Origin of the sequence: Pseudolabrys sp. FHR47 (assembly GCF_005153485.1) — a bacterium.
Lineage (GTDB): Bacteria > Pseudomonadota > Alphaproteobacteria > Rhizobiales > Xanthobacteraceae > Pseudolabrys.
Genome location: NZ_CP039740.1, coordinates 2,085,567 through 2,109,903 on the forward strand (window position 1 = coordinate 2,085,567; position 24,337 = coordinate 2,109,903).

At 63.6% G+C, this 24,337-nt stretch carries 26 protein-coding genes; 11 read left to right on the forward strand and 15 right to left on the reverse strand.

The genetic code is table 11. The features are described 5' to 3' along the window. The first annotated feature begins 88 nt into the window (after positions 1–88). From E8Q40_RS10295 to E8Q40_RS10305, 3 genes are all read left to right on the forward strand, one after another. Positions 89–1,009, forward strand: a complete 921-nt coding sequence (locus E8Q40_RS10295; RefSeq protein ID WP_137044352.1) for a division plane positioning ATPase MipZ — start codon at positions 89–91, stop codon at positions 1,007–1,009. 107 nt (positions 1,010–1,116) lie between these two features. Beyond that, entirely contained in the window at positions 1,117–1,839 is a 723-nt protein-coding gene (locus E8Q40_RS10300) for a VWA domain-containing protein (RefSeq protein ID WP_137044354.1), read from the forward strand. A 1-nt stretch (position 1,840) separates the two neighbouring features. Continuing rightward, complete coding sequence (locus tag E8Q40_RS10305) at positions 1,841–2,536, forward strand: DnaJ domain-containing protein (protein ID WP_137044356.1); 696 nt, start codon at positions 1,841–1,843, stop codon at positions 2,534–2,536. 118 nt (positions 2,537–2,654) lie between these two features. Here the strand turns inward: E8Q40_RS10305 and E8Q40_RS10310 are convergent, their stop codons facing one another. Beyond that, positions 2,655–4,217 (reverse strand): serine hydrolase, encoded by a 1,563-nt coding sequence (locus tag E8Q40_RS10310; protein WP_137044357.1) that lies wholly within the window; start codon positions 4,215–4,217, stop codon positions 2,655–2,657. Between the two features lie 274 nt (positions 4,218–4,491). Here E8Q40_RS10310 and E8Q40_RS10315 point away from each other — a divergent pair, with 274 nt between their 5' ends. Next, positions 4,492–4,821: a phasin family protein gene (locus E8Q40_RS10315; protein ID WP_137044359.1), complete on the forward strand. Its 330-nt coding sequence runs from the start codon at positions 4,492–4,494 to the stop codon at positions 4,819–4,821. Positions 4,822–5,001: 180 nt separating this feature from the next. Here E8Q40_RS10315 and E8Q40_RS10320 read toward each other — a convergent pair whose 3' ends face one another. Further along, positions 5,002–6,366, reverse strand: coding sequence for a TadE/TadG family type IV pilus assembly protein (locus E8Q40_RS10320; protein WP_246663066.1), 1,365 nt, complete (start codon positions 6,364–6,366; stop codon positions 5,002–5,004). A 715-nt stretch (positions 6,367–7,081) separates the two neighbouring features. Between E8Q40_RS10320 and clpS the strand changes: the two genes are divergently transcribed. The 4 genes from clpS to E8Q40_RS10340 all read left to right on the forward strand — a co-directional run bounded on the left by clpS (position 7,082) and on the right by E8Q40_RS10340 (position 11,266). Continuing rightward, the gene (gene clpS, locus E8Q40_RS10325) at positions 7,082–7,420 is read left to right on the forward strand and encodes an ATP-dependent Clp protease adapter ClpS (RefSeq protein ID WP_168197951.1); all 339 of its coding nucleotides are present in this window, start codon (positions 7,082–7,084) and stop codon (positions 7,418–7,420) included. Between the two features lie 71 nt (positions 7,421–7,491). Then, entirely contained in the window at positions 7,492–9,936 is a 2,445-nt protein-coding gene (clpA, locus tag E8Q40_RS10330; RefSeq protein WP_137044362.1) for an ATP-dependent Clp protease ATP-binding subunit ClpA, read from the forward strand. A 242-nt stretch (positions 9,937–10,178) separates the two neighbouring features. Next, positions 10,179–10,931: an AzlC family ABC transporter permease gene (locus E8Q40_RS10335; protein ID WP_137044364.1), complete on the forward strand. Its 753-nt coding sequence runs from the start codon at positions 10,179–10,181 to the stop codon at positions 10,929–10,931. Then, positions 10,928–11,266, forward strand: a complete 339-nt coding sequence (locus E8Q40_RS10340) for an AzlD domain-containing protein (protein ID WP_137044366.1) — start codon at positions 10,928–10,930, stop codon at positions 11,264–11,266. The genes E8Q40_RS10335 and E8Q40_RS10340 overlap by 4 nt, the downstream gene beginning before the upstream one ends. Positions 11,267–11,270: 4 nt before the next feature. On the opposite strand, the gene E8Q40_RS10345 is transcribed toward E8Q40_RS10340, so the two are convergent. The 6 genes from E8Q40_RS10345 to E8Q40_RS10370 form a co-directional block, all read right to left on the reverse strand. Next, positions 11,271–11,693 (reverse strand): HIT family protein, encoded by a 423-nt coding sequence (locus tag E8Q40_RS10345; RefSeq protein WP_137044367.1) that lies wholly within the window; start codon positions 11,691–11,693, stop codon positions 11,271–11,273. Between the two features lie 26 nt (positions 11,694–11,719). After that, positions 11,720–13,066: a GNAT family N-acetyltransferase gene (locus E8Q40_RS10350; protein WP_246663088.1), complete on the reverse strand. Its 1,347-nt coding sequence runs from the start codon at positions 13,064–13,066 to the stop codon at positions 11,720–11,722. A 219-nt stretch (positions 13,067–13,285) separates the two neighbouring features. Continuing rightward, the gene (locus E8Q40_RS10355) at positions 13,286–13,555 is read right to left on the reverse strand and encodes a hypothetical protein (protein WP_137044369.1); all 270 of its coding nucleotides are present in this window, start codon (positions 13,553–13,555) and stop codon (positions 13,286–13,288) included. Between the two features lie 251 nt (positions 13,556–13,806). Continuing rightward, positions 13,807–14,073, reverse strand: a complete 267-nt coding sequence (locus E8Q40_RS10360) for a hypothetical protein (RefSeq protein ID WP_137044371.1) — start codon at positions 14,071–14,073, stop codon at positions 13,807–13,809. A gap of 47 nt (positions 14,074–14,120) precedes the next feature. Beyond that, positions 14,121–14,870, reverse strand: a complete 750-nt coding sequence (locus tag E8Q40_RS10365; RefSeq protein WP_137044372.1) for a glycerophosphodiester phosphodiesterase family protein — start codon at positions 14,868–14,870, stop codon at positions 14,121–14,123. Positions 14,871–14,917: 47 nt separating this feature from the next. Beyond that, on the reverse strand, positions 14,918–15,385 hold the full coding sequence (locus tag E8Q40_RS10370) for a RidA family protein (RefSeq protein WP_137044374.1): 468 nt from the start codon (positions 15,383–15,385) through the stop codon (positions 14,918–14,920). 147 nt (positions 15,386–15,532) lie between these two features. On the opposite strand from E8Q40_RS10370, the gene E8Q40_RS10375 reads away from it, so the two are divergent. Then, positions 15,533–16,432: a cell envelope integrity EipB family protein gene (locus tag E8Q40_RS10375; RefSeq protein ID WP_137044375.1), complete on the forward strand. Its 900-nt coding sequence runs from the start codon at positions 15,533–15,535 to the stop codon at positions 16,430–16,432. A gap of 2 nt (positions 16,433–16,434) precedes the next feature. Here the strand turns inward: E8Q40_RS10375 and E8Q40_RS10380 are convergent, their stop codons facing one another. The 3 genes from E8Q40_RS10380 to E8Q40_RS10390 are packed head-to-tail and all read right to left on the reverse strand — an operon-like array spanning position 16,435 to position 18,666. Next, positions 16,435–17,136 (reverse strand): transglutaminase-like cysteine peptidase, encoded by a 702-nt coding sequence (locus tag E8Q40_RS10380; RefSeq protein ID WP_137044377.1) that lies wholly within the window; start codon positions 17,134–17,136, stop codon positions 16,435–16,437. A gap of 1 nt (position 17,137) precedes the next feature. Next, positions 17,138–18,388 (reverse strand): DNA polymerase IV, encoded by a 1,251-nt coding sequence (locus tag E8Q40_RS10385; RefSeq protein WP_246663067.1) that lies wholly within the window; start codon positions 18,386–18,388, stop codon positions 17,138–17,140. After that, entirely contained in the window at positions 18,385–18,666 is a 282-nt protein-coding gene (locus E8Q40_RS10390) for a DUF3572 domain-containing protein (RefSeq protein ID WP_137046672.1), read from the reverse strand. Before E8Q40_RS10390 ends, E8Q40_RS10385 begins: the two co-directional genes overlap by 4 nt. 154 nt (positions 18,667–18,820) lie before the next feature. Here E8Q40_RS10390 and E8Q40_RS10395 point away from each other — a divergent pair, with 154 nt between their 5' ends. Then, positions 18,821–19,192 carry a response regulator gene (locus E8Q40_RS10395; protein ID WP_137044378.1) on the forward strand — a complete coding sequence of 124 codons (372 nt, stop codon included), beginning with the start codon at positions 18,821–18,823 and terminating at the stop codon, positions 19,190–19,192. A 30-nt stretch (positions 19,193–19,222) separates the two neighbouring features. Further along, positions 19,223–20,596 (forward strand): PleD family two-component system response regulator, encoded by a 1,374-nt coding sequence (locus E8Q40_RS10400; RefSeq protein ID WP_137044380.1) that lies wholly within the window; start codon positions 19,223–19,225, stop codon positions 20,594–20,596. 835 nt (positions 20,597–21,431) lie between these two features. Here E8Q40_RS10400 and solA read toward each other — a convergent pair. From solA to E8Q40_RS10420, 4 genes are all read right to left on the reverse strand, one after another. Then, positions 21,432–22,634, reverse strand: a complete 1,203-nt coding sequence (gene solA, locus E8Q40_RS10405) for an N-methyl-L-tryptophan oxidase (protein ID WP_137044382.1) — start codon at positions 22,632–22,634, stop codon at positions 21,432–21,434. Between the two features lie 15 nt (positions 22,635–22,649). Further along, positions 22,650–23,090: a hypothetical protein gene (locus tag E8Q40_RS10410; protein ID WP_370455253.1), complete on the reverse strand. Its 441-nt coding sequence runs from the start codon at positions 23,088–23,090 to the stop codon at positions 22,650–22,652. A gap of 177 nt (positions 23,091–23,267) precedes the next feature. Continuing rightward, a complete protein-coding gene (rpmG, locus tag E8Q40_RS10415; protein ID WP_137044385.1) occupies positions 23,268–23,435 on the reverse strand; it encodes a 50S ribosomal protein L33 in 168 nt (55 codons plus the stop codon). Between the two features lie 130 nt (positions 23,436–23,565). Beyond that, on the reverse strand, positions 23,566–24,312 hold the full coding sequence (locus E8Q40_RS10420; protein ID WP_246663068.1) for an NUDIX hydrolase: 747 nt from the start codon (positions 24,310–24,312) through the stop codon (positions 23,566–23,568). Between the last annotated feature and the right edge of the window lie 25 nt (positions 24,313–24,337).

Consider the following 24,337-nt stretch of genomic DNA (forward strand, 5'->3'; position numbering starts at 1 on the left):
AAGACCGCTCGGGTTAATGATTAAACCGCCGCAAACTTGACGAAAGCCCTACCGGTCATCGAGTATTGCCCCAGTAAGGGACGCCTGTATGTTGGTCCAGCCGATCAATCCGAAGCCGCAATCAGCGCATGTCGTCGTGCTCGGCAACGAGAAGGGCGGCTCCGGCAAATCCACGACGGCGCTGCATATTGCCGTCGCGCTGATGAAGGCCGGCCAGAAGGTCGCGACCATCGACCTCGACTCCCGCCAGCAGAGCTTCACCCACTACATTCAGAACCGCCGCGACTGGGCCGAGCGAGCCAAGATCAAGCTCGAACTGCCGACGCATTACTGCGTGCCGCGTGCCGACGGCAATTCGGTCGAGGCCAATGAGGCCGCCGAGTTCGCGTCGTTCTCGCGTGCCATTGCCGCCATCGAGCACAGTCACGACGTCGTCATCATCGACACGCCCGGCAACGACACCTACATGATGCGGCTCGCCCATTCGCTGGCCGATACCCTGGTGACGCCGCTCAACGACTCCTTCGTCGATTTCGACGTGCTGGCGAAGATCGACCAGACCAATTTCACCGTCAAAGGCGAAAGCCACTATGCGGAAATGGTGCGCGAGGCGCGCCGCCAGCGTCGCCTGGTCGACGGCAAGCTCACCGACTGGATCGTGGTGCGCAACCGCCTCTCGGCGCTCGGCTCGCGCAACAAGAAGCTGGTCGGCGAGGGCATCCAGGAACTCGCCAAGCGCATGGGCTTCCGTTACGTCGATGGCTTCGCCGAGCGGGTCGTCTACCGCGAGTTCTTCCCGCGCGGCCTGACCGCTTTCGACGATCTCGACGAGCAGACGCTGGGCATGCGGCCGAACATGTCGCATCTGACCGCCCGCGAGGAGGTCATCGGCCTCCTCAACGCGCTGCGCCTGCCGATGTCGGAAAACGGCCGCCGCCGCGCCGCCGCCCGGGCCGAGTGGTATTCGGTCATGGACCAGCCGCTGCAGGTCCACGACCTGCTGGCCTGACGAATCCTTCCATTTTGTCGCACTTTACCGCCCGCCCGCTTTCGCGGGCCGCTGCGCGTGATTAGCTGTTGCCTGAATCGCGCTCAATCCGGTGTAAGCTCAAGGCCATGACCACCCCGACCCGCAAAGGCACCGATCAAGCGCCCGCGACCTCCTCGCGCGCCGATATCGACGCCTTCCTCGACAAGGTGAAGTCGCTCGGCCCGGCCGTGACCGCCGGCAAGCGCGGCCGGCTGGTCTTCGCGCTCGACGCCACCATGAGCCGGCAGCCGACCTGGGACACGGCGCAGAAGCTGCAGGCCGACATGTTCCGCGAGGCGGCGCAAATCGGTGGGCTCGATATCCAGCTCGTCTATTTCCGTGGCATGGGCGAATGCCGGTCGTCCGCTTTCGTCGCCAATGCCGATCGGCTCGCCGAACTGATGTCGCGCATCGATTGCCGCGGCGGCCACACCCAGATCGCCAAGGTTCTCAGCCACACGCGCAAGGAGCACAAGGCGCAAGCCGTGCAGGCGCTGGTCTATGTCGGCGATGCCATGGAGGAGGCGGTCGACGATCTCGCCGCTGCGGCCGGCGAACTCGGTCTGCTCGGCGTGCCGGTTTTCATGTTCCAGGAGGGCCGCGATCCGGTGGCCGAAAATGCCTTCCGCGAAATCGCTCGGCTGTCACGCGGTGCTTATTGCCGCTTCGATCCGGGCGCCGCGCATCAGCTCGCCGAATTGCTGCGTGCGGTCGCCGCCTACGCCGCCGGTGGCATGAAGGCGCTCACGGCCTTGTCCAACCGCCAGGCAGGCAGCGCGCAGCTTCTGCTCGCGCAATTGCGCGGCTGACATGCCCACGCTCATTTTCGGCATTCTGATCCTGGTCGGCGCCCTGTGGGTGCTGGGCGTCATGTCGCGGGTCGACGCCAAGGTTGCCGCCCGCGTGCTCAAGGCCGCCGGCGGCTTGGTGTCCATCGGCATGGCCATCTATCTCGGCCTGCGCGGCCAGCTATTCATCGCCGTTCCGCTCGGCATGTTCGGTCTCGGTCTGCTCGGCTGGATCGGCCCGGCGGGCTTTACCGACCGCATTTGCAAGTCGGGCGGGCAGGTGTCGCGGGTGCGCACCGCCTATGTCGAGATGACGCTGGATCACGACACCGGTGCCATGAGTGGCACGGTGCTGGCCGGTCGCTATGCCGGTCGCGGACTGGACGATCTGACGGTTGAGGCGCTGCTGTCGTTGCTCGCTGAGGCGGACGACGAAACCCGCGCGCTATTGATGCCGTATCTTGACCGCCGGGATCCCGCCTGGCGTGAACACGCGCAAGGTGACGCGGCAGCGGGGCGCGCTGCGGCGGGCACTGCCAAAATGACGGACGAGGAGGCCTATCAGGTCCTTGGCCTGGAACCCGGTGCGCGCGAACGCGACATCACCCGGGCGCACCGCGCCCTGATGAAGAAATTTCATCCCGACCAAGGGGGATCGACGTATCTCGCGGCCCGGATTAACGAGGCCAAGGAAACGCTGCTTCGCCGACATCGCTGATGCTCTCCACACGCAACATCACCAGCGGCTCCTGTCGTTCGATGCTTCCTGTCTTTCCCGTCGCGATCGGCGCCAGCCCCCGCGACGTTGTTATTGGCGTCCGTCTAATGCGGGCGCCCTAATTCTTCATTAGCAGGCAAGGTATTTCACTGCGCTTAAGGTTCTTGCAGGCCGCTTCCGCCTGGGTCTTTTCCAGGCCGGCGAAACGGGCGCGGAACAGCGAGCGATCTCCCTTGGCGACCTTCTCTGTGAAAGGCTCGGCATGGCCGAGCTGGGCTTTGGCTTTGCTCTGAGCGGCTTCGAGGCGCTCCTTGGCGGCCTGTTCTTCCGGGAAAGCACCGACCTGGATCATCCAGCCGCTGCGCGTCTTGGCCGATCCCAACGTGTCCTGAACCGGCGCGGGCACCGGAACGGCGGCGCCGACCGAGGCGACCTGCTGGCGCGGCGCTGCGGCCTTGGCCGGGAGCGTGCCGAGAATACCGGGTTCAGTATCGACGGAAGGCGGCGGCAGGTCGCTCTTCACGGTGGCGATGGTCATGACGGTCGCCGGATTGGGGCGTGGCGGCATCAAGTTTCGACCGGCCGGCGGCAGTTCGGACAGCGCGGCCATCTGCGTCTTGCCGGGACGCACCAGGACGGTCTTCACCGCACTCGGCTTGATCGGCGCGGATGAGCCGACTTCCGGGCTGTCGATCGAGGCTACTTCCTCCACGCGCGGATCGGTGACCGGCGTCGGTGGTTTCGCTGGCATCTTGATCTCGGCGACGGCGGTGCCTTCGGCGACTGGCGGCGCGGTGCGCTTGGCTGCTGCGACTTTGTAGGTGGTGTCGATCAGGCTCCGCACGAGAGCGTCGCGAGCGCCCGCCGAGCGGCCGCCGAACACTGCGGCGACGAGATGGCGATTGTTGCGATTGACCGAGGTGACGATGTTGAAGCCGGAGGCGCGGATATAGCCGGTCTTGATGCCGTCGACACCATCGACACTGCCGAGCAGGCGGTTATGGCCGCGGATGGTCCGGCCTTCATAGACGAAAGAACGCGTATTGAAATAGCGGAAGTAGTTGGGGAACCGGTCCTGCAGCGCCCGGCCGAGCAGGGCCTGGTCGCGCGCCGTAGTGACTTGTTCGTCGTCCGGCAGACCGTTGGCGTTGCGGTAGGTCGTGTGCGCCATGCCGAGAGCCCGGGCCTTGGCGGTCATCATCCGGGCGAATGTAGGCTCATCTCCACCGAGATATTCGGCGATGACGGTGGCGACGTCGTTGGCCGACTTCACGACCAGCGCCTTGATGGCGGTTTCGACCTTGATGGTCTCGCCGGCCTTGAGGCCCATTTTGGATGGAGCCTGTGCCGCGGCATGGGCCGAGGCGGGCATCTCGGTATTGAGCTTCACTTTGCCGGAGTCCAGGCGCTCGAACAGCAGATAGAGCGTCATCATCTTGGTGAGCGAAGCCGGGTGCCGGATGGCGTCGGCATTGCTGGCGTGCAGCACGGCGCCGGAATTGCCGTCGATGACAATCGAGGCGGTCGGAGGATTGTAGCTGCTCGCGGCCTGTGCGGGCTTGCGCGCCTTGCGCGAACGGGCCTCGGCGCTGACGGTCATCGACGCCACCGCCACCAACACGGCAAGGCCGACGGAGCCCCAACGCACCATGCGTTGGCGATCACTGTCTCGCCGCGTCATGAAACCTCCCATGCCCTTCGGATCACGTCCCGCCGTACTTCGACTTGTCGACAAATTTATAGCGCATCTTTGACGCCGGAACGGCGGAGGCTAGGCAAACGTCGTTACCAAAATCCTAATCTATGCCGCTGATTTTATAGTAAATTTTGCGTTGCAACAGAGATTGCTTGACTTTATTGTGCAGCGCACTATAAATGATTTTCAAGTCCGGGGTCGACCGGGCCTATTTCATTCATCGGGAGCGCCGCCGGAGCGGCCGGGAAAGGGAATTACCATGGTCAAGAATTTCGAAGAACTTCAGCAAGCCAGCAAAGAGAACATCGACCTCGCCGTGAAGTCGATGGGCAACGTTTCCAAGAGCGCCCAGGCGATCGCCGTCGAGCTCGCCGACTACTCGAAGAAGTCGTTCGAGGACAGCACCGCCATGATCGAGAAGCTGTTCGGCGTGAAGTCGCTGGAGAAGGCGATCGAAGTGCAGAGCGAATACGCCAAGGCCGCTTACGAAGGTTTCGTCGCCGAAACCACCAAGCTCGGCGAAATGTATTCGGCGCTGGCCAAGGAAACCTACAAGCCGTTCGAATCGCTGATGGCGAAGGCCAAGTAAGGCGCCAAACAGCAGCACCTGCCTTTAGTAAGGGTAGCGTCAAGCGTACCGCAGCGTCGCATTTCAAGGACGAAGCGGAAAAGACAATCTGAATTTAAAAGCCCGGCAGTTGCGCCGGGCTATTTTTTTGTCGGCCTTGAGGCGAAGCCGTTTACTTGGTCGCGCGGTTACTGCGACGTGTTACTTGGCGACGCGGAGCTGCGTCAGGCTCGTACCGATCTCGTTGAACACCTTGGCGATGCCGCTGGCGCTCGTTACCGTGAAGAACTTCGAGATGTCGTACATCTTGTCTTTCGAGCCGGCGCAGTTCTGCAGCAGGGTCGAGGTCGGGTCACCATCGGTGTTGACGTGGATGGTGTAGATGGTGATTCCGGCCTGTTTGATATTGGCGCAAGTGCCTGAGCCGTTGCCGGTCTGGTACATGCGATTGTCGACCGGTGTGCTGGTGTTCGAGCCGTTGCCGTACCAGCGGTCCTGCGTATTGAGACCGTCCGACATCAGAATGATGATGTCCGAATACTCATAGTTCGAATCCTTGGCGGGTGCCGTCAGCGGGCCACCGCCGACCAGCGATTGCCAGGCCCAGACCAGACCGATCGGCTGGTTGGTCGCGCCTTTAGGCTGCATCGTGTCGACAAGATTGTTGAGCGCGGTCCAGTCATAGGTCAGACCCTTCATCGCGACCGGACATGAACTGTATTGCTCCGCCGGCCATTTCGAAATGGTCGTATTGTCCGGCAGGGTTGCGACCTGGTCCCAGGTCGAATTGCCGGGCGCGTTGGAAGGGCCGCGGTCGGTGATACATCCGTTCCAGGTGTTGTGATTTTTGGTCGTGCAGGTGTAACTCCAGCCCCAACCGGAACAGGTCTGGTTGTCGCTGTCCCAATCCGTCCAGTCGATCCAGTTTGCGTTATAATTGATGGAGCCGACATTGACGTCCTTGGCGAACGGAATGATCGACACGTAGACGTCGCCGTTTTGCGACGCGGCGTTTTTGAGTTGGGTCAGAAGATCCTTGGTCGCCGATTTCAGCGCTGTCATTTTGCCGTCGGACGCCATCGAACCGGTGTTATCGAGCGCAAGCGCGACGCGTAGGCGCGTCGAACCCCACGCGGTCGTGGACGAGCCGCCGACGGTCAGGTCGTTGTAGCCGATCACGCCGAGGAAGGTGGTCGGAACCGTTGCCGAGCCGTCGACGACGATCTTCGAGCCGCCGTCCGTGGTATAAGTGGCCTTGATGGAAATGTTCTTGGCCTCTGGCCGGTTGAACAGCGCAGTGAAGTAGGTCAGCGCTTTCGGGCTCAACTGGTCACTGCTCAGACTGGTTGCTTCGCGCGCAAGCATCAACGCGGTGGAATCGAGCGCGGCCTGCAGCGCGGCTTTGACGTTGTTGGCGTGGCTGTAGTCCACCGCATAGCCGACGGCGCCCACCATCGGCAGCGTGGCGATCGCGAAGGTGATGGCGACATTGCCGCGACGATCGCGGCGAAAGGCGGCGAGGCGGGTCGACAGACGGTCGGTCAGGCGGTTCCACATCGTTTTCATGACGGTTCACCAGGCGCTCTACGTTCGCCTGCCGTCATAAACGGTGCTGTTAAACTACACGTATACGCCGCGATCGAAAAAAGGGGGCGGCCCCTAAGCCTCGACGCAGGCTACGCGACACAAGCCTAGGCGCCGCAAGGGGTTCGGTGGTTAACGAGCCTTGCCCGCAACCGTGCGAATGCCGACTAGTTCTTAGACGACGTCCTTAATGCCCGGTTGTCGGAATACCGCTCACCGCGAGCCCCGGCGAGCATCGATTGTCCCTTGAACGGTTCGAAGTATGACCGATCTGGCGGCGCGGATTTCGCCGAAATCCGGGAGCAATGTGCCGATTCGGGGCCTCTGGCGGGTTGCCAAGGGCCTTTCAGTGGCTATCTGACGTCTAAAGGCGGAAATTTCGTTGCGGAAGCCCTGGCAGCGACCGCGCCGAAGGCAATTTCGCGGCTTGGAATGACGGCGCCGACGTCCTTATGATGGTGAATAAGGGCGGTTGCGGGGGGTGACGACGGGGCCGCGCCAATGCGACGCTGATCGAGGCGTTGTCTCGGTGTCCCACTCCTCGCCGGCGCTGAAATCGGCTTTGCTTGAATCGGCTTTGCTTGGACTTGAATTCTGAACGACCATGACCAGGACCGTGACGCTCGACCCTTCCTCTCGCCGGCCGGCGGCCGCGCCGGAGTGCAGCGCAGGCATGCAGCCGCGCATGGCCGCCTGGATGGCGGACGATGACCGCAAGGGCAGGTCGCCGACTGGCGGCGAACCGAACGTCGCCGTCATCACCAAGACCAAACCGCAGACCAAGCGGCCAAATCTGTATCGCGTGTTGATATTGAACGACGATTACACGCCGATGGAGTTCGTCGTGCATGTGATCGAGCGTTTCTTCGGCAAGGATCACGAAGCCGCGACCCGCATCATGCTGCATGTGCATCACCACGGCATGGGCGAGTGCGGCGTCTATACCTATGAAGTCGCCGAGACCAAAGTGACGCAGGTGATGGACTTCGCGCGAAAACATCAGCATCCTTTGCAATGCGTGATGGAAAAAAAGTAGGATTCGGGGTGGGGGACGCTTCGACAGAGACGCTCGCAAAACGTTTCGACATAACGGGACTGGAACACTGAATGCCGACATTCTCCCGCAGCCTGGAACAATCGCTTCATCGGGCGCTTGCGCTCGCGAATGAGCGGCATCACGAATACGCCACGCTGGAGCATCTGCTCCTGGCCATGATCGACGATCAGGACGCCTCCGCGGTGATGCGGGCCTGCAATGTCGATCTTGAGAAACTGCGCCGCAGCCTCGTGTCCTACCTCGAGTCCGAACTCGAGAATCTCATCACCGACGGCAGCGAAGATTCAAAGCCCACCGCCGGGTTTCAGCGCGTCATCCAGCGCGCGGTCATCCATGTGCAATCGTCGGGCCGCGAGGAAGTGACCGGCGCCAATGTGCTGGTCGCGATCTTCGCCGAGCGCGAGAGCCATGCCGCCTATTTCCTGCAAGAGCAGGACATGACGCGCTACGACGCCGTCAACTACATCAGCCACGGCATCGCCAAGCGCCCGGGCCTCACCGAGCCGCGCCCGGTGCGGGGTGCCGACGAGGAAACCGACGCCAAGAGTGGTGGCGGCGGCGACGAGCCCAAGAAGAAGGGCGACGCGCTGGAAGCTTACTGCGTCAACCTCAACAAGAAGGCGAAGGACGGCAAGATCGATCCGCTGATCGGCCGCGACTCCGAGATCAGCAGGACGATCCAGGTGCTGTGCCGCCGCTCCAAGAACAACCCGCTGTTCGTCGGCGAAGCCGGCGTCGGCAAGACTGCGATCGCCGAAGGTTTGGCGCGCCGCATCATCCACGGCGAAGTGCCGGACGTCTTGAAGGGCGCGACCGTGTTCGCGCTCGACATGGGCACGCTGCTCGCCGGCACGCGCTATCGCGGCGATTTCGAAGAGCGTCTCAAGCAGGTGATCAAGGAGATCGAGGCCTATCCGGGCGCGATCATGTTCATCGACGAGATCCACACCGTGATCGGCGCCGGCGCCACCTCCGGCGGCGCGATGGATGCTTCGAACCTGCTCAAACCGGCGCTGTCGTCGGGCACGATCCGCTGCATCGGTTCGACGACCTATAAGGAGTACCGGCAGTACTTCGAGAAGGACCGGGCGCTGGTGCGGCGTTTCCAGAAGATCGACGTCAACGAGCCGTCGGTGCCGGACGCCATCGAAATCCTCAAGGGTCTCAAACCGTATTTCGAGGAATACCACAAGCTCAAGTACACCAATGACGCCATCAAGGCGGCGGTGGAGCTGTCGTCGCGCTACATCCACGACCGTAAATTGCCGGACAAGGCGATCGACGTGATCGATGAATCCGGCGCGGCGCAGATGCTGCTGCCCGAAAACCGTCGCAAGAAGACCATCGGCGTCAAGGAAATCGAGACCACAATCTCGACCATGGCCCGCATTCCGCCCAAGACCGTGTCGAAGGACGACGCCGAGGTGCTCAAGCATCTCGAGCAGACGCTCAAGACGACGGTCTATGGCCAGGACAGGGCGATCGAGGCTCTGGCCGCATCGATCAAGCTCGCCCGCGCCGGCTTGCGCGAACCGGAGAAGCCGATCGGCTGTTACCTGTTCTCAGGGCCTACCGGCGTCGGCAAGACCGAGGTCGCCAAGCAGTTGTCACTGTCGCTCGGCGTCGAATTAATCCGCTTCGACATGTCGGAATACATGGAGCGGCACACGATCTCGCGCCTGATCGGTGCGCCTCCGGGCTATGTCGGTTTCGACCAGGGCGGCCTGCTCACCGATGGCGTCGACCAGCATCCGCATTGCGTGCTGCTGCTCGACGAAATCGAGAAGGCGCATCCGGACCTGTTCAATGTGCTCTTGCAGGTCATGGATCACGGCAAGCTGACCGACCATAACGGCAAGCAGGTCGACTTCCGCAACGTGATCCTGATCATGACGACCAATGCGGGCGCGTCCGACATGGCCAAAGCCGCCTACGGCTTCACCCGCACCAAGCGGGAAGGCGAGGACCAGGACGCAATCAACCGGCTGTTCACGCCGGAATTCCGCAACCGCCTCGACGCCACGATCACCTTCGGCCATCTGCCGCAGGAGGTCATCGCGCAGGTAGTCGAGAAGTTCGTGCTCCAGCTCGAGGCTCAGCTCGGGGACCGCAACGTCACCATCGAGCTGTCGGACGAAGCCTCGCGCTGGCTCATCGCCAATGGCTACGACGAACTCATGGGCGCGCGGCCAATGGCCCGCGTTATCCAGGAGCACATCAAGAAGCCGCTAGCCGACGAGGTGCTGTTCGGCCATCTCAAGAACGGCGGCCATGTCCGAGTCATCGTCGACAAGGACGAGAACGGCCGCGATAAGCTCGGCTTCCAGTTCGTCGACGGCCCCGTTACGCCGAAGCCGGAGAAGCTTCCGGCGGTCAAGCCAAAGGCGAAGCGTCGCGCCGCACCAAAGCCGCGCTCGCACAAGCCGAAAGGCGACGGCGGCGATGGCGGCGGCAAGAAGGGCTCGGTGCCGAAGGTGCCGCTGCTGAAGGCCTAACGCTGCCGCCTCGGTGTCATCGTCCGCGCAGGCGGACGTTCCAGCGCTGTTGCGAGCTTATTGGTGCTGGATGGTCCGCTTTCGCGGACCATGACGACGGGAATAAACAAAAGGCCGGGCTTTGCGCCCGGCCTTTTTCATACGCTATCGGCAAATCGCACGGGGCTTATGCGCCCGGTGAGGGGTCTGGCGGCGCAAAGCCAGTTGCGGTGATAGGAGCCGTATGAGAAACGGGAACGTCCATGCCGGATTCCCGTTCCTTCGATTCATCAGCCGCCGCCTTTTTGGGCGGCGTCAAGCACGCGCTCACGTCGGTGTTTTTTCCGGTGATGGCCGGCACCTATATCGGCCTCGGCGCGCTGGCGCATGACTTCGGCCTGTCGGCCTGGTGGCTGACGCTATCGACGATCTTCGTCTGGGCGGCGCCGGCGCAGGTGATCCTGATTTCCGGCATCGGCACCGGTGCGGCGATGATCGAGGTCGCGCTGGCCGTGACGCTCAGCGCCATCCGTTTGTTCCCGATGGTGGTGGCGCTGTTGCCGCTGCTGCGCACGCGCACGACGCGCACGCGCGAACTGGTGCTGCCGGCGCATTTCACGTCGGTCAGCATGTGGATCGAGTCGCTGCATATCCTGCCGAAGCTCGCTTCCGAGCACCGCGTCGCCTATTGCAACGGACTGTCGGTCGCTTTCATGGGCACCGCGGCGACATTCGGTCTAGTCGGGTTCTTTCTTGCCGCCGGCCTGCCACCTTTGTACGCGGCGGCGCTGCTGTTCATCACGCCGATCTCGTTTCTCATCTCCACGGCACGCAGCGCCGTGACCATGCTCGACCGCGTGGCGCTGGCGCTCGGCATTGTTCTCGGAACCGCACTTGCCGCGCTGCATGTCGAGTTCGACCTGATGTGGTCCGGCGTCGGCGGCGGCACTTTGGCCTATCTCGTCAATCGCATATGGAAGTCACGCGCCAGAGCCGGCGACAAGGCGGACCCATGACCGCGGAACTGTGGCCCTATTTCGTGCTCGTCGTCATCGGCTTTCTGCCGAACGAGGTGTGGCGCGTCCTCGGTCTGGTGCTGGCGCGGGGCCTGAATGAGGAATCGCAGATCGTGTTGTGGTCGCGCGCGGTGGCGACGGCGATCCTGGCCGGCGTTGTCGCCAAGCTGATCGTGTTCTCAAGCGGAGCACTCGCCAATATCCCGCTCGGCGTGCGCATGATCGCGGTGGCGATCGGCTTTTCCGCCTTCCTGCTGGTGCGCCGCTCGGCGCTGGCCGGCGTGCTGGCCGGCGAGGCGGCGCTGCTGATCGGCGGTTATTACTTCGCGCCCTGAGAGGTCAGGCCAGCGCCGCGCTGAGCTTCTTGGCTATCTCGGCCAGCGCCTCGGGCTTTTCCTTTTCGGCGGCGGGCGGCTTCATCGGCACGCCGGTCTTGCGCGGGATGACGTGGACGTGAAGGTGGAACACCACCTGGCCGCCGGCGCCTTCATTGAACTGCTGCACCGTGACGCCGTCGGCGCCGAGCGCGCTCATCGCCGCCTGCGCGACCTTCTGCGCCACCTTGACGACATGGGCGAGATCGTCCGGCGGGCAGTCGATGAGGTTGCGGGCCGGGGCCTTGGGCAGCACCAGAGTGTGGCCCGGCGCGCGCGGCATGATGTCGAGGAAGGCCAGCGCCTTGTCGTCCTCGTAGACTTTGTGACAGGGCAATTCGCCGCGCATGATCTTGGCGAAGATGTTGTTGGGATCGTAGGCGGGCATCGGCGTTTCCCCAGCGGTGGTTGAAGTCATTCCTGCTCGTCCAAATCCTTGCGGAACGGCGCGGCCGCGGCAAGCTCTTCCGAGGCTGCTTCGACATAAGCGCGCTCGCGCTCGAGATACTGGGCGATGGCACGGCGCAGCCCGGAATTGGCGATGTAGTGCGCCGAATAGGTGGTATGCGGCAGGTAGCCGCGCGCCAGCTTGTGTTCGCCCTGGGCGCCGGCCTCGACCCAGCGCAGCCCCTTCGCGATGGCGTAGTCGATGGCCTGATAGTAGCAGACTTCGAAATGCAGGAACGGGTGATGCTCGACGGCGCCCCAGTTGCGGCCATAGAGCGTGTCGCCACTCAGGAAGTTGATGGCGCCGGCGATATACCGCCCGGCGCGCTTGGCCATGATCAGCACGATGCGGTCGGCCATGGTCTCGCCGATGCGGGAGAAGAATTCGCGCGTCAGGTATGGGCTGCCCCATTTGCGCGATCCGGTATCCATGTAGAAGGCGAAGAAGGCGTCCCACGCGTCCTCGGTCAGGTCGGTGCCGGTGAGCCAGACAATATCGATGCCGGGCGAGAGTGCCTCCTTGCGCTCGCGGCGGATGGTCTTGCGTTTGCGCGAGGACAGGGCGCCGAGGAAATTCTCGAAGCTGCCATAGCCGGGGTTCTCGAAATGAAACTGCTGATCGGTGCGCTGCAGATAGCCGCGCTCGCCAAGAAGCCGCCATTCGGGTTCAGTGCAGAAGGTGACATGCGCCGACGACAGGTCGTTAGCGTCCGTCAGCTTGGCCAAAGCCTCGGCGAGCACGTCGCGAATGCCAGCGGCCCCGGGGCCAGGCCGCGCGAGCAGGCGAGGGCCGGTGACCGGCGTAAACGGCACCGACACCTGAAGCTTGGGGTAATAGGCGCCGCCGGCGCGCTCGAAGGCATCCGCCCAGCCATGGTCGAAGACGTATTCGCCCCGCGAATGGGTCTTCACGTAGCAAGGAGCCGCGCCGAGCAAGGTTCCGTTCTCGCGCTCGGCGAGCAGGTAACGCGGCAGCCAACCGGTCTGCCCGCCAACGCAAGAAGCCTGTTCAAGTGAGGACAGAAAGCTGTGAGAAATAAATGGGTTATTGAATTGTCCTCTTGTTGATAATTCAGTGGATAACTCGACCTCACAGGCCTCATCAGGGTGGCCCTGAGAGCGTCCCCCGGGGCGCCTGGGGGCTTTATCCTCAGCCAGGTTTTCAACAGGCCGTTGCGCCTGTGACGTCGTTATCCCGGCTGGGGATAACCGTGGCGGCGCGGCGCCATGCTGGCCGGCGCAAGCATCCCATTCGGCAGCGGGAATCCCGGTCAGGCTCTGCGCCATTCGGATGCGAATTTCGTCGTCGCTCATGGGGACAGGATTTGCAGTGTGAACAGCGCCTGTAGAAGACGGGAGCGGGCATTGTGGACAAGCTGCTTCGCCGTCCGACACGGCCCTACTGTCGCACGCCGGTGCCGCGTTGACGACAGGCACGGGGTGTCTGCGTCATGACCATCGTTAACGGCCCTTGGACGCAACGCAGCGCGCCCGGGGAGCCGGACGCGCTGCGGAGTTACGAGGTGGTTCGGGTTAGTTGCAGGTGATCATCTGGTAGCCCGGCTCCAAGCCGGGCTGGGGCACAGCCCGGCAGCCGAGCGGCACGGTTTCGCAGCCGTGCTTGGTGCAAGCAACCGTCTCCGGCGCCAGAGCGCGCGCTCGCAGCGCCTCGCTCTGGTAGGTCGTTTTCTTCGTCGATGCGGCGAAAGCGGACTGCGCAGGCAGAGCAAACGTCGCGGACAGGGTCAGGGCAGACAAAGCGATAACGTTGGCGCGGAAGGCGCCATTGAACAGACTCGGCATTTTCGGTTCTCTTGGATTTGGATTGATACGCCGCAGCGCGTCATAAGGCGCGATGCGTTCTTGCCCTTGGCAGGGCATTTAGGTGGCGACCTTGGGGCCGGCTACGGCGTTTTTCGATGAGCAGTTCCGCAAATTTAGCGGCACACCTTCAGAGCGTTTTCGAGCGAAGTGGAAACCGGTTCGCGTGAAGAAAACGCGTCAAAACGAAAATCCAGAGCCTCGGCTTTGATTCCATCAAAGCCGGAAAGGCTCTAGCGGCACACCACAACGTCGAAGCCGCTCGGCATGCCGTCCCACCTGTAGCCGGTCTGCGGTCGGCAATTGGGCGGGATCGGATGGCAGCCGAATTCCGTGCAAGCGATTTGGCGCGGCGAGGAGCGTACCGGACGCTTCACGATCTTTTTCTTCGGCTTCGTCACCTGCTGCGACGATTGCGCGGCCGCCGGGGCGGCGGGCGCGATGACTGTCGCGGCGAAGGCCAGAGCCAAAGCGGCGGTGATGGTGCGAGCGATGCGCATGAGACCAGAACCGTTCCAATGTCCAAATGGTTCCGGCGCGCCTTAATTCAAGATGCGCGGAACCCTTCGAAGATTATCTGATCAGCATAGCGCGCGGCCGTTGCGCGGTCTTCGGCGCTGCGTACGGTCCAGGTCAGAAGCGGCAAGCCGAATATATGGCGCGCAACCAGCGGTGCGACTGCCGGCAGATCGTTGACGGACCACGCTATGAAATGCGGGCGTGTCCGTGGTGCATGCAGCAGGAAGGCGAGATTGCGCTTGGCCCCGGCAGGCAGGGCACTCCATTCGGGGTGATCGTAATGACGTTCGGCGACGATGCCGCGCGTCAGCGTCGGGACCATTTCGCGTAGCGCTGCCACAGGCGCGGGGTCGAATGACATTGCGGCAGCGGGACCGCGGTAGGCGCCGAGCACTTCGGAGACGCGGCGCGTCAGTCTCAGATCGCCATCGAAGCGGCTCTTGATCTCGATGACGAGCGGCACGCGGCCGCCGACCTGGTCGCACAGTTCGGCCAGCGTCAGCATGCGGTCGGAAGTCGCCTTGAACGTGACCTGCTTCAGCGCCGCCGCATCGAGGCCGGCCAGCGGCGCATTGCCCTCAGTGAGGCGGCCGAGCGCATCGTCGTGATGGACCATCGCCTCGCCATCGGCGCTGACCTGCACGTCGCATTCGATGCCGTAATTGCCGGCGATGGCCGCTTCAAACGCCGAGCGCGTGTTCTCGATGACGCCGCGCGGGGCGTCGTGCAGGCCACGGTGGGCAATCGGTCGCGCGGTGAGCCATTCTATGTTGCGCATGACCTTTATCCGAAAACCGGTCCCCGCTTTTCGGGGTCATGCGCGGACTACGAGACCTCGAACGTGCCTTCGACCTCGACCGCGGCATTGGCCGGCAGCGCGGAGACGCCGACGGTGGAGCGGGCGTGACGGCCCTTGTCGCCGAACACTTCGACCATAAGATCGGAAGCGCCGTTCATGACCTTCGGCCCGTCGGTGTAGCCGGCGGCCGAATTGATAAAGCCGCCGAGCCGCACCACGCGCACCACCTTGTCGAGGTCGCCGACGGCCGCCTTGACCTGGGCGATCAGGTTGATGGCGCAGGCGCGGGCGGCTTTCTGGCCGTCTTCCATGGAGACAGACCCGCCGAGCTGGCCGGTCGCCGTGAGTTTTCCATCGGGCCCGAAGCAAAGCTGACCCGATACGGTCAGGAGATTTCCGCTGCGCACGAAAGCAACATAGTTGGCCACTGGGGCCGCCGGCGTCGGCAGGGTTATTCCAAGGTCGCTCAGCTTCTTGTCGATGGCGCCGCTCATGGATCGTCTCCGTCTGTCAATCGTCTAATAGGTTCGGCCAACGTCTTGGCCGATTGAGGCTTTCAGCGCAAGGCAGGGGCGGAAGACACGCCTCGTTATTGCCCCTATCATTGCGTCAGATATGCCGGATTCTTTACAGGGTTGCTCATGACACCGATCACGTTCCGCCTCGCGCTGCCGGTCCTCGCCGCTCTGGGGACGGCATTGCCGCTGGGGTTGGCCGACGGCCCGGTCCGCGCCGCGCCGATCGCGGCGCCGGCGGCGGACGCAGCCAGACCGGTGGTGCTGGCGCCGCACCGCGCGGTCTACGATCTCAAGCTCGCCAAATCGAGCGGCAGCCGCGGCATCCAGGCCGTGCGCGGCCGCATCCTGTACGACTTCGCCGGCAGCACCTGCGAGGGCTATCAATTGCATTTCCGCCAGGTCTCCGAACTCGACTCGGGCGAGGGCAAGACCATCCTCAGCGATCTGCGCTCGAGCACCTGGGAGAACGCGGACGCCACCAAATTCCGCTTCGACTCGGAGAACCTGCTCAACGACAAGGTCACCGATACGGTCGATGGCAGTGCCGAGCGCGGCGCTTCGGCAGTCAAGGTCGAACTCAAGAAACCGACGAGCACGAACTTCACCGTTCCGGCCAACGTCGTGTTTCCGACCGAGCACATGCGCCGCATTATCGAGGCCGCGCGCGCCGGCAAAACCATCCTCGAGTTTCCCGTCTACGACGGCTCTGATGGCGGCGAGAAGCTCTATCACACGCTGACCGTGATAGGCGCCGCTATCGATCCGGCGAAGAAGCCGGCCGATGATGCCACGGCCAAGGAGCCGTCCATGGCCGGCATGCTGCGCTGGCCAGTGACGGTGAGCTATTTCGACAAGAAGAGCGAAGACGCCGAGCGCACCGGCGAGCAGACGCCGGTCTATGCGATTGCCTTCGAGCTTTACGAGAACGGCATCTCGCGGGCGCTGACGCTTGACTACAACGACTTCACCATCAAGGGCGAGCTGAGTTCGCTGGAGATGAAAAAGGCGAAGGTTTGTAACTAGGTTCAAGACTGTTGATCGCCGCAAGGTGAGGGCGGTTCCGGCACGACGCCGGGCGATACGAATTGCCGAACGCCGCGATTGTCGAGTGTGAAGAGCGGCTCCATATCGTTCAGGAGACCGGTGCTTTCCGACACGGTCAAAGATCGATTGTCGAGAACCAGCCAGCGCGACTGGACGTGAACCGCGATGACGGCGTGGTCGGCCGGTCGTGTCGTCGGCGGCGTCGATGGTTTGATCCGGACGATAACCAGCCTCACGCGATCCGCTGTAAACCCGGCTTCCAGCAAGGCGGCATATTTCACGGCGGCATACTGCTTGCAGTCGCCGGTTCCGGCTGTCAGCGTTTCCAGAGGCGACGTCCATTCGGTCGGAGCGGCACCGGCACGCGCCCGCTTGATGGCGAGATTGACGGCGCGGTTGATGCGTCCGAGACGGGCGAGTTCGTCACCGCCATTGCCTTCGCGGACGATGGCATTGAATTGCGCGGCGGCGGGCGAGGGGCATGAGGACGGTGCGGCCCGGCACCGGCTAACAACTTTCTTTTCCGATCGGAGCTTCTCCGTGATTTGCCGCCACGCGGCATGCAACGTGCCCGGCGCGGCTTCGACGGTCGCCCGTCCGAACGGTTCGCCGGTATCGCTGGCAACCGCCATGCCGGCGGCGAGCAGGAGCGCGACGAGGGTCCAGGTGATGCCGCGTCTCATCTCACTCCTCCTCGATCGCCAGCCCCTTCACCACCGCGGCCTTGCCGAACTTCTCGCGCAGTTTATCGACCGCATGTTCGGCCAGCGCGCCGCGCCGGTCGAGTAGGTCCGACAGATCTTCGCCGTCGGACTCGACGAGGTGGCTGACGCCAATGCCGATGAGACGGAAGCGCGTCGCACCGACTTCGTTTTTCAGCATATCACGACCCTCGGCGAAGATGCGGCTGGCAAGTTGCGTCGGCACGGCGAGGGAGCGGGCCCGGGTGCGAGTCTTGAAGTCCGCGCTTTTGAGCTTGAGCGTCACCGTCGAGCCGGCGAGCTGCGCCGCCTTGAGCCGGGCCGAGACCTTCTCGGTCAGTTCCCACAAGGTCTGCTCGAGCGGGCGGAAATCGCTGATGTCGGTGTTGAACGTGGTCTCCGACGAGACGCTCTTGGTGTCGCGCTCCGGATCGACCTTGCGCGTGTCGATGCCGCGCGCCAGCCGCCACAGCCTTTGGCCTTCCTCGCCATAGCGGCGCATCAGGTCGTGCTCATCGGCACGCTGCAGGTCGCCGATCAGGCGGAAGCCGTCATGGGCGAGCTTGGCGGCGCTCACGGCGCCGACGCCGTAGATGAAGCCGACCGGGCGAGGGGCGAGGAACTCCGGAGCCTCGGAGGGACCGATCACGGCAAAGCCGCGCGGCTTGTCGAGATCGGATGCGATCTTGGCGAGGAACTTGTTGGCCGACAGGCCGATCGAGACCGTGATGCCGATGTCGCGCTCGACGTCCTTGGCGAATTTGGCCAGCACCTTGGCGGCGGTCATGCCATGCAGCCGCTCAGTGCCGGTGAGATCGAGGAAGGCCTCGTCGATCGACAGCGGCTCGACCTGCGGCGTCAGCGCCAGCATGGCCGTGCGCACCTGCCGGCCGACCTCGACATATTTGCGCATGTTCGGCTTGACCACGGTCGCCTTGGGGCAAAGCTCCAGCGCCTTGAACATCGGCATGGCCGAGCGCACGCCGTAGGTGCGGGCGAGGTAGCAGCAGGTCGAGACCACGCCGCGCTTGCCGCCGCCGACGATCAGCGGCTTGTCGGCCAGCGAAGGATCGTCACGCTTCTCGATCGTGGCGTAGAAGGCATCGCAGTCGATATGGGCGATGGTCAGGGTCGCAAGGTCGGCATGGCGCGCGAGCCGCGGCGAGCCGCAAGCCGCGCAACGCTTTGCGGTATCGGCCGCGTCCTTCAGGCAATCGCGGCAGAAGGCGGTCACGGGATTTCGCGCTCCCAGGGCTGGCCTCCCAGCGCGATATGCGCGCGGAAAATGTCGTCCGGCGCGCAGCCGGCCTGGGCAACGAAGTCGCGGGCGGTCTCGTCGTCCGAGGCGAGGTAAGCGAGCACGCCGGCGAGGAACCCGGGCTCGCCGACCTGGTCGCGAATCCCCGAGGGATCGAGGCCGGTGACACCGAAGAAGCGGGTTAACCTTTCCGAATCCTCGGCGAGGAACCCAAGTGCTTGAATCGCAAGCGCTTCGGCGGCCTCGGCGGACATGGTGCGGGCGGCTTTCACAGATCGAATTTGCCTTTCCGTAAGAAATCGCGACTAACGTCGAATTGGGATCATACCCCATGCCGGCGCGCACCAGACGCCGCCGCGCCGGGGAGACGCTGCCTTTTCGAAGGACCTGGGGACAACGGGGCGGAGCATGGCGAAGACCGTCCTGATCGTCGAGGACAACGAACTCAATATGAAGCTCTTCCACGACCTCCTGGAAGCGCATGGCTATGAGGTCGTCGGCACCCGCAGCGGTATCGACGCGCTGGATCTCGCCCGCAAGCACCGGCCGGATCTGATCCTGATGGATATCCAGTTGCCGGAGGTATCGGGCCTCGAGGTCACCAAGTGGCTCAAGGACGATGCCGAGCTCAAGGCCATCCCGGTCGTCGCCGTCACCGCTTTCGCCATGAAGGGCGACGAGGAGCGCATCCGCGAAGGTGGGTGTGAAGCCTATCTCTCCAAGCCGATCTCGGTCGGCAAGTTCATCGAGACCGTTCGTCAGTTTCTGGGGCCGGCCTGATTTTGGCTTTGCCTGGAAGGGAATTTTGTAATGACCGCCCGCGTACTCGTCGTCGATGACATTCCAGCCAATGTGAAGCTGCTGGAGGCGCGGCTGTCCGCCGAATATTTCGATGTCGCGACCGCCTATTCGGGCGCCGAGGCGCTGGCTTTGTGTGAGAAGGCCGAATGCGACATCGTGCTGCTCGACGTCATGATGCCGGACATGGACGGTTTCGAGGTCTGCCGCCGGCTCAAGTCCAATCCGGTGACGCATCACATTCCCGTCGTGATGGTGACCGCGCTCGATCAGCCTTCCGACCGCATCAAGGGCCTTGAAGCCGGCGCCGACGATTTCCTCACCAAACCGGTCGGCGACGTGGCGCTGATCTCGCGCGTGCGCTCGCTGGCACGGCTGAAGATGGTGACCGACGAATTGCGCATGCGTGCGCTGACCTCGAAGGAGATCGGCATCCAGAGCGCCGAGCGTGAAGCGGTCGCCGATACCGGCCGCGGCGGCAAGGTGCTCATCGTCGACGACCGGCCGTCGTCCTACGAGCGTATCGCGCAGACGCTTGCCACCGAGCATACGGTCGACGTGCAGACCGATCCTAAGGAAGCCTTGTTCCGCGCCGCCGAGGGCGATTACGAACTGATGATCGTGTCGCTCGGCCTGACCGATTTCGACGGCCTGCGGCTGTGCAGCCAGGTGCGCTCGCTGGAGCGCACCCGCGGCCTGCCGATCCTCGCCATTGCCGAACCCGACAACAATGCGCGGCTGGTGCGCGGGCTTGAGATCGGCATCAACGATTACCTGATCCGGCCGATCGACAAGAACGAGATGCTGGCGCGCGTGCGCACCCAGGTGAAGCGCAAGCGCTACACCGATCGCCTGCGCGACAATTTCGCCGCCTCGATCGAGATGGCGATCACCGATGCGCTGACCGGCCTGCATAACCGGCGCTACATGGAAACGCATCTGGGCGCGCTGACCGAGCAGGCGGCGCAGCGCGGCAAGCCGCTGTCGGTGCTGATCCTCGACATCGACTTCTTCAAGTCGATCAACGACAATCATGGCCACGACGCCGGCGACGATGTGCTGCGCGAATTCGCGGTGCGCATCCGCAAGGCGATCCGCAACATTGATCTGGCCTGCCGCTATGGCGGCGAGGAATTCGTCATCGTCATGCCGGAGACGGATCTGGCGGTTGCCGGCATGGTGGCCGAGCGCATTCGCCGCCGCATCGCCGGCGAGGCGTTCTCGATCGAGCAGGGGGCCAAGAGCCTCGACGTGACGCTGTCGATCGGCATTGCGGCACTGGGCGCCAATGGCGACACCGCCGCCGCGATGCTCAAGCGCGCCGACCAGGCGCTGTACCGTGCCAAGCGCGACGGGCGTAACCGGGTAGTCGAGGAAGCGGCGTAGGCCGTTTCGCTTTTTAAGCAGCCACCTTTTCGTCGTCATTCCGGGGCGCGGCCTCTTAAGGCCGCGAGCCCGGAATCCATATCCCCAGTACTGCGGCTTATGGATTCCGGGTTCGCTCGCTTTGCCCGCGCCCCGGAATGACGGACGTGATTCATCACCCGCATTGTTTGGTCGGCCCCGGGCAGGCCGCAGTCCCGAACCTTAATTCCATCGCCCTCCGATAAAACGAGGGCGCGCGGAACGCCGGGGCCCGAACGACCCCGCAGCTCTGTGCACGGTGTTTGTAGAAAGTGCACAGACGTCGTCACCACGGAATTGCCGGACCTCCGGCGTTCCGCGCGCGGTGTTTCTTAGGTTTGCTCCGCATGGCCCCCGGTGGACTCACGACCTTTCAGGCGGGCCCTTCTTACGTCGGGGCAGCCTATCCACCGCTGTGGGATTTCTTCAGGACGTAAGGCAACCTCCCGTCACCCCACGCCCAGTTACACTCCCCGTTGCGCGCGGTTTAGCGCGCCAGGACCGATGCGGCTTGGACCGCCGGGAGGGAAAACCGCGCCGCATCTCCGACGCCCCAAACCCGGCCACCGCTCCCCGCCCCAGCATCTGAAGATGCTGTACAGACACCCCTCGCTAGATGGGGCGGGATGGATGGGAATATAGGGCTAGGATCGAGGTGAAGTCAATAGTCCTAGGAATGTTTTTGCATCGGAATGCTGAAGTGTCGTCCCGGGCGAGCGCCAGCGAGACCCGGGACCCATAGCCACCGTGCTATCGAGAGCACAGGGCGTATGGGTCCCCGCGTTCGCGGGGACGACGGTTTCGGGGCGCCGGGCCGTTACGCCCTTAAATAATCCCCCAGCCTTGCCAGCCGGAACGGCGACAGGTCGACATGCCGGGCTTCGCCGGTTGTCAGTTCATCCGCCAGTGCTTCGCCGAGCGCCGCCGAGTGCTTGAAGCCGTGGCCGGAGCAGGCCGAGGCGAAGGTGATGCGGTCGCTGCGCGGGTCCTTGTCGATGACAAAGCGTGAGCGAGGCACGCGGGTATAGAGGCAGGTCGCGGTGCGCACACAGCGCGGGCCCAAATCCGGGAAGAACGGCTCAATATAGGTTTTGAAGGTACGTTCGGTCTCGTTCACCGGATCGACGTTGCGATCAACGTTGTCGGGATCGGTAGCGGGGCCGCTTTCCTCATGCGTCACCTTGAGGCCGTTGCCCGCATCGCCCTCGAGCGGGAAGCCGTAAATGCTGCTTGTCACGCCACCGCTGCGTGGCAATTGCCAGATGAACACCGGGCAGTTATTCGGGCGGAAGCGTTCGGGGTTACTTCTGATCTCGAACCAGTGCAGCACCTGGCGAGTCACGGTGAAGTGTCGCGCAATCTCTCCGGCAACGAAGCCGGGCAGCCAGGCGCCGGCGGCGATCAGCACGCGGTCGGCGGTGAAGCGCTGGTTGTCGCCGGTCGCGACCTCGACGCCGGTGGCCGAAGGTTCGATCGCCATCACCTGCGTATCGCGCAGGAGCTGAGCGCCGGCCTGCGCCGCCAGCGACAGCGTCGTGTCGACGCAGCGCTCGACATAGAGATAGCCGGCTTCCTCATCGAGGATCGCCTTGTCGCCACTCTGAACCGCGAATTGCGGATAGCGCGCGCGGATTGCAGCAGCGTCATCGAAGGTGCGGGTCGGAATAGCGAAGCGCCTTGCGGCCGTTTCGACATTGGCGAAGAAATCGTCGACGTCGTGCATTACCACGGCGTCGGCGCCGGAAATGGTCAGGCAGCCATTACGCACGAACAGGGGCTGGCCAGTGAGCGCCTCCATTTCGCGCCACAGCGCATGCGAGCGTAGCGCCAGCGTCGAATACTCGACGCCTTCGCCGATGGCGGCACGGGTGATGCGGGTGTCGCCATGCGACGAGCCATGTTTGTGCGGCGGTGAGAAGCGGTCGATGCCGAGCACGCGGGCGCCGGACTTGGCGAGATGATAGGTTGCCGCGGCGCCAACGGCGCCGAGCCCCACCACGATAACGTCGTGTTTCGCCATGACGCGGCAGCCTGCTTACGGCCGGACGATGGTCCAGCCCTGTTCGGACAGTTCGATCAGGCTGACGACGCCGGCCTTCACGCGGCTGGCATTCTCGACCAAAGGTGGTTCCTTGCCTTCCTTTTTGGTCAAGGTGTCGAGCGTGTTTTCACAAGCTTCGAACGCCACGTTCGGCATGCCCTGCTTGAAAGACTTGAGCCTTGTGGCGACCGGCGTCCGGTCGGCGAGCAGCATATTGAGCCCGGCATTGAAGGCGACGATGCGGATCTCGATCTCTTCGCCTTTGTCCGAGTAGTAGCGCGAGACATTGGCCGCGACGTTGAGCACGGCATTCATCTTGGTCTCGTCGCCGTCGCTGATCTGCAGCGCGAGGCGGTGCGGCTTGTCGCCGGCTTGGGCTGTTGGCGCCGCGAGCGGCAAAGCGAGCAGGGCGACAATGAAGACGCGGCGAAGGATCGGCATGGGAGTCTCCGGCTGAAGGGCTCACTCTAGCAAATCGCGCCGCGAGCCGGGATATCAGCCCCGTTCCAAAAATCGCGCGCGGCGTGGCATGGAACCACCGCGGCGGGGCGGAAAAGCAAATGCCCGGCGCGAGGGCCGGGCATTCGAATAATCCGCGTCAGGCGGACGCAATTACTTGATTTTGCCTTCGCGATATTCGACGTGCTTCTTCGCGATCGGGTCGTACTTCTTCTTCACCAGCTTGTCGGTCTGGGTGCGCGAGTTCTTCTTGGTGACGTAGAAGTGACCGGTGTCGGCGCTCGACACGAGCTTGATCTTGAGGCTGACGGCCTTGGCCATGATTAAAGTCCTTGAATCTCGGGATTTCGTGAGCCGCAGAAGCATCAAGGCGGCTGCGTGGCGCGGAAACTAGCCAGACTCGGCCAAATGTCAAGGAATCCCGAAAAGTTAAGCGAATTCAGGCGCCTGGTTACAGCAATTCGCGGTGAAACTTCTGGTTTTCCATGAAGTAGAACGGCACCGGCAGGTCGTGCGCCATGCCGGCGGCGACCCTTGCCGCCAGTTCCTCCAGCACCACCGAGGTGATGGTCGGCATGTCGAAGCGGGCAGCTTCCTCAATCGGCGCCCAGACCAGCTCCACCAGTTCCGAGTCCGGCCCGACCACGCCCTCGATGCGGTGGGCGATGGTGGTGGCATCCGCCGTGAAGAAGCGGGTGTCGAAGCGTTTCGGCCGCCTTGGCGGCGTGATGGCGCGGGCGATGAAATGAAGCTGGCCGAGGTCGGGATGAATGCTCGCTTTGGAAAATTCGGTCCAGATTTCGCCGGGCGTCTGCGGCGGCTCGTCACCTTTGACGCCGAGCAGGATGCCGGTTTCCTCCGCCATCTCGCGCACGGCGGCGAGCGCCAGCCCGCGCGCCAGATCGGCGGCGGGATTGCCGACTTTCTCGAGCAGCTTGGCCTGGGTGTCGGGATGCAGTTCGCTCACGGCCGTCATGGCGCGGTCATGCGCCTCGATGCGGCCGCCGGGAAATACGAACTTGCCTGGCATGAATTTGTGGCCGTGATGGCGGCGGCCGAGCAACACCTTGGCTTGCGGGCCCGCGCGGTCGATCAGCATGATGGTCGCGGCATCGCGCGGTTCGGAATCGGGGAACGACTGGTCGCGCTCCATGTCGCTCATGCGCCTCAGGAGCCGGTCGCCGTCATTGCTGCTCATGGTCGTTTCGCTTCCCCTTACTTCC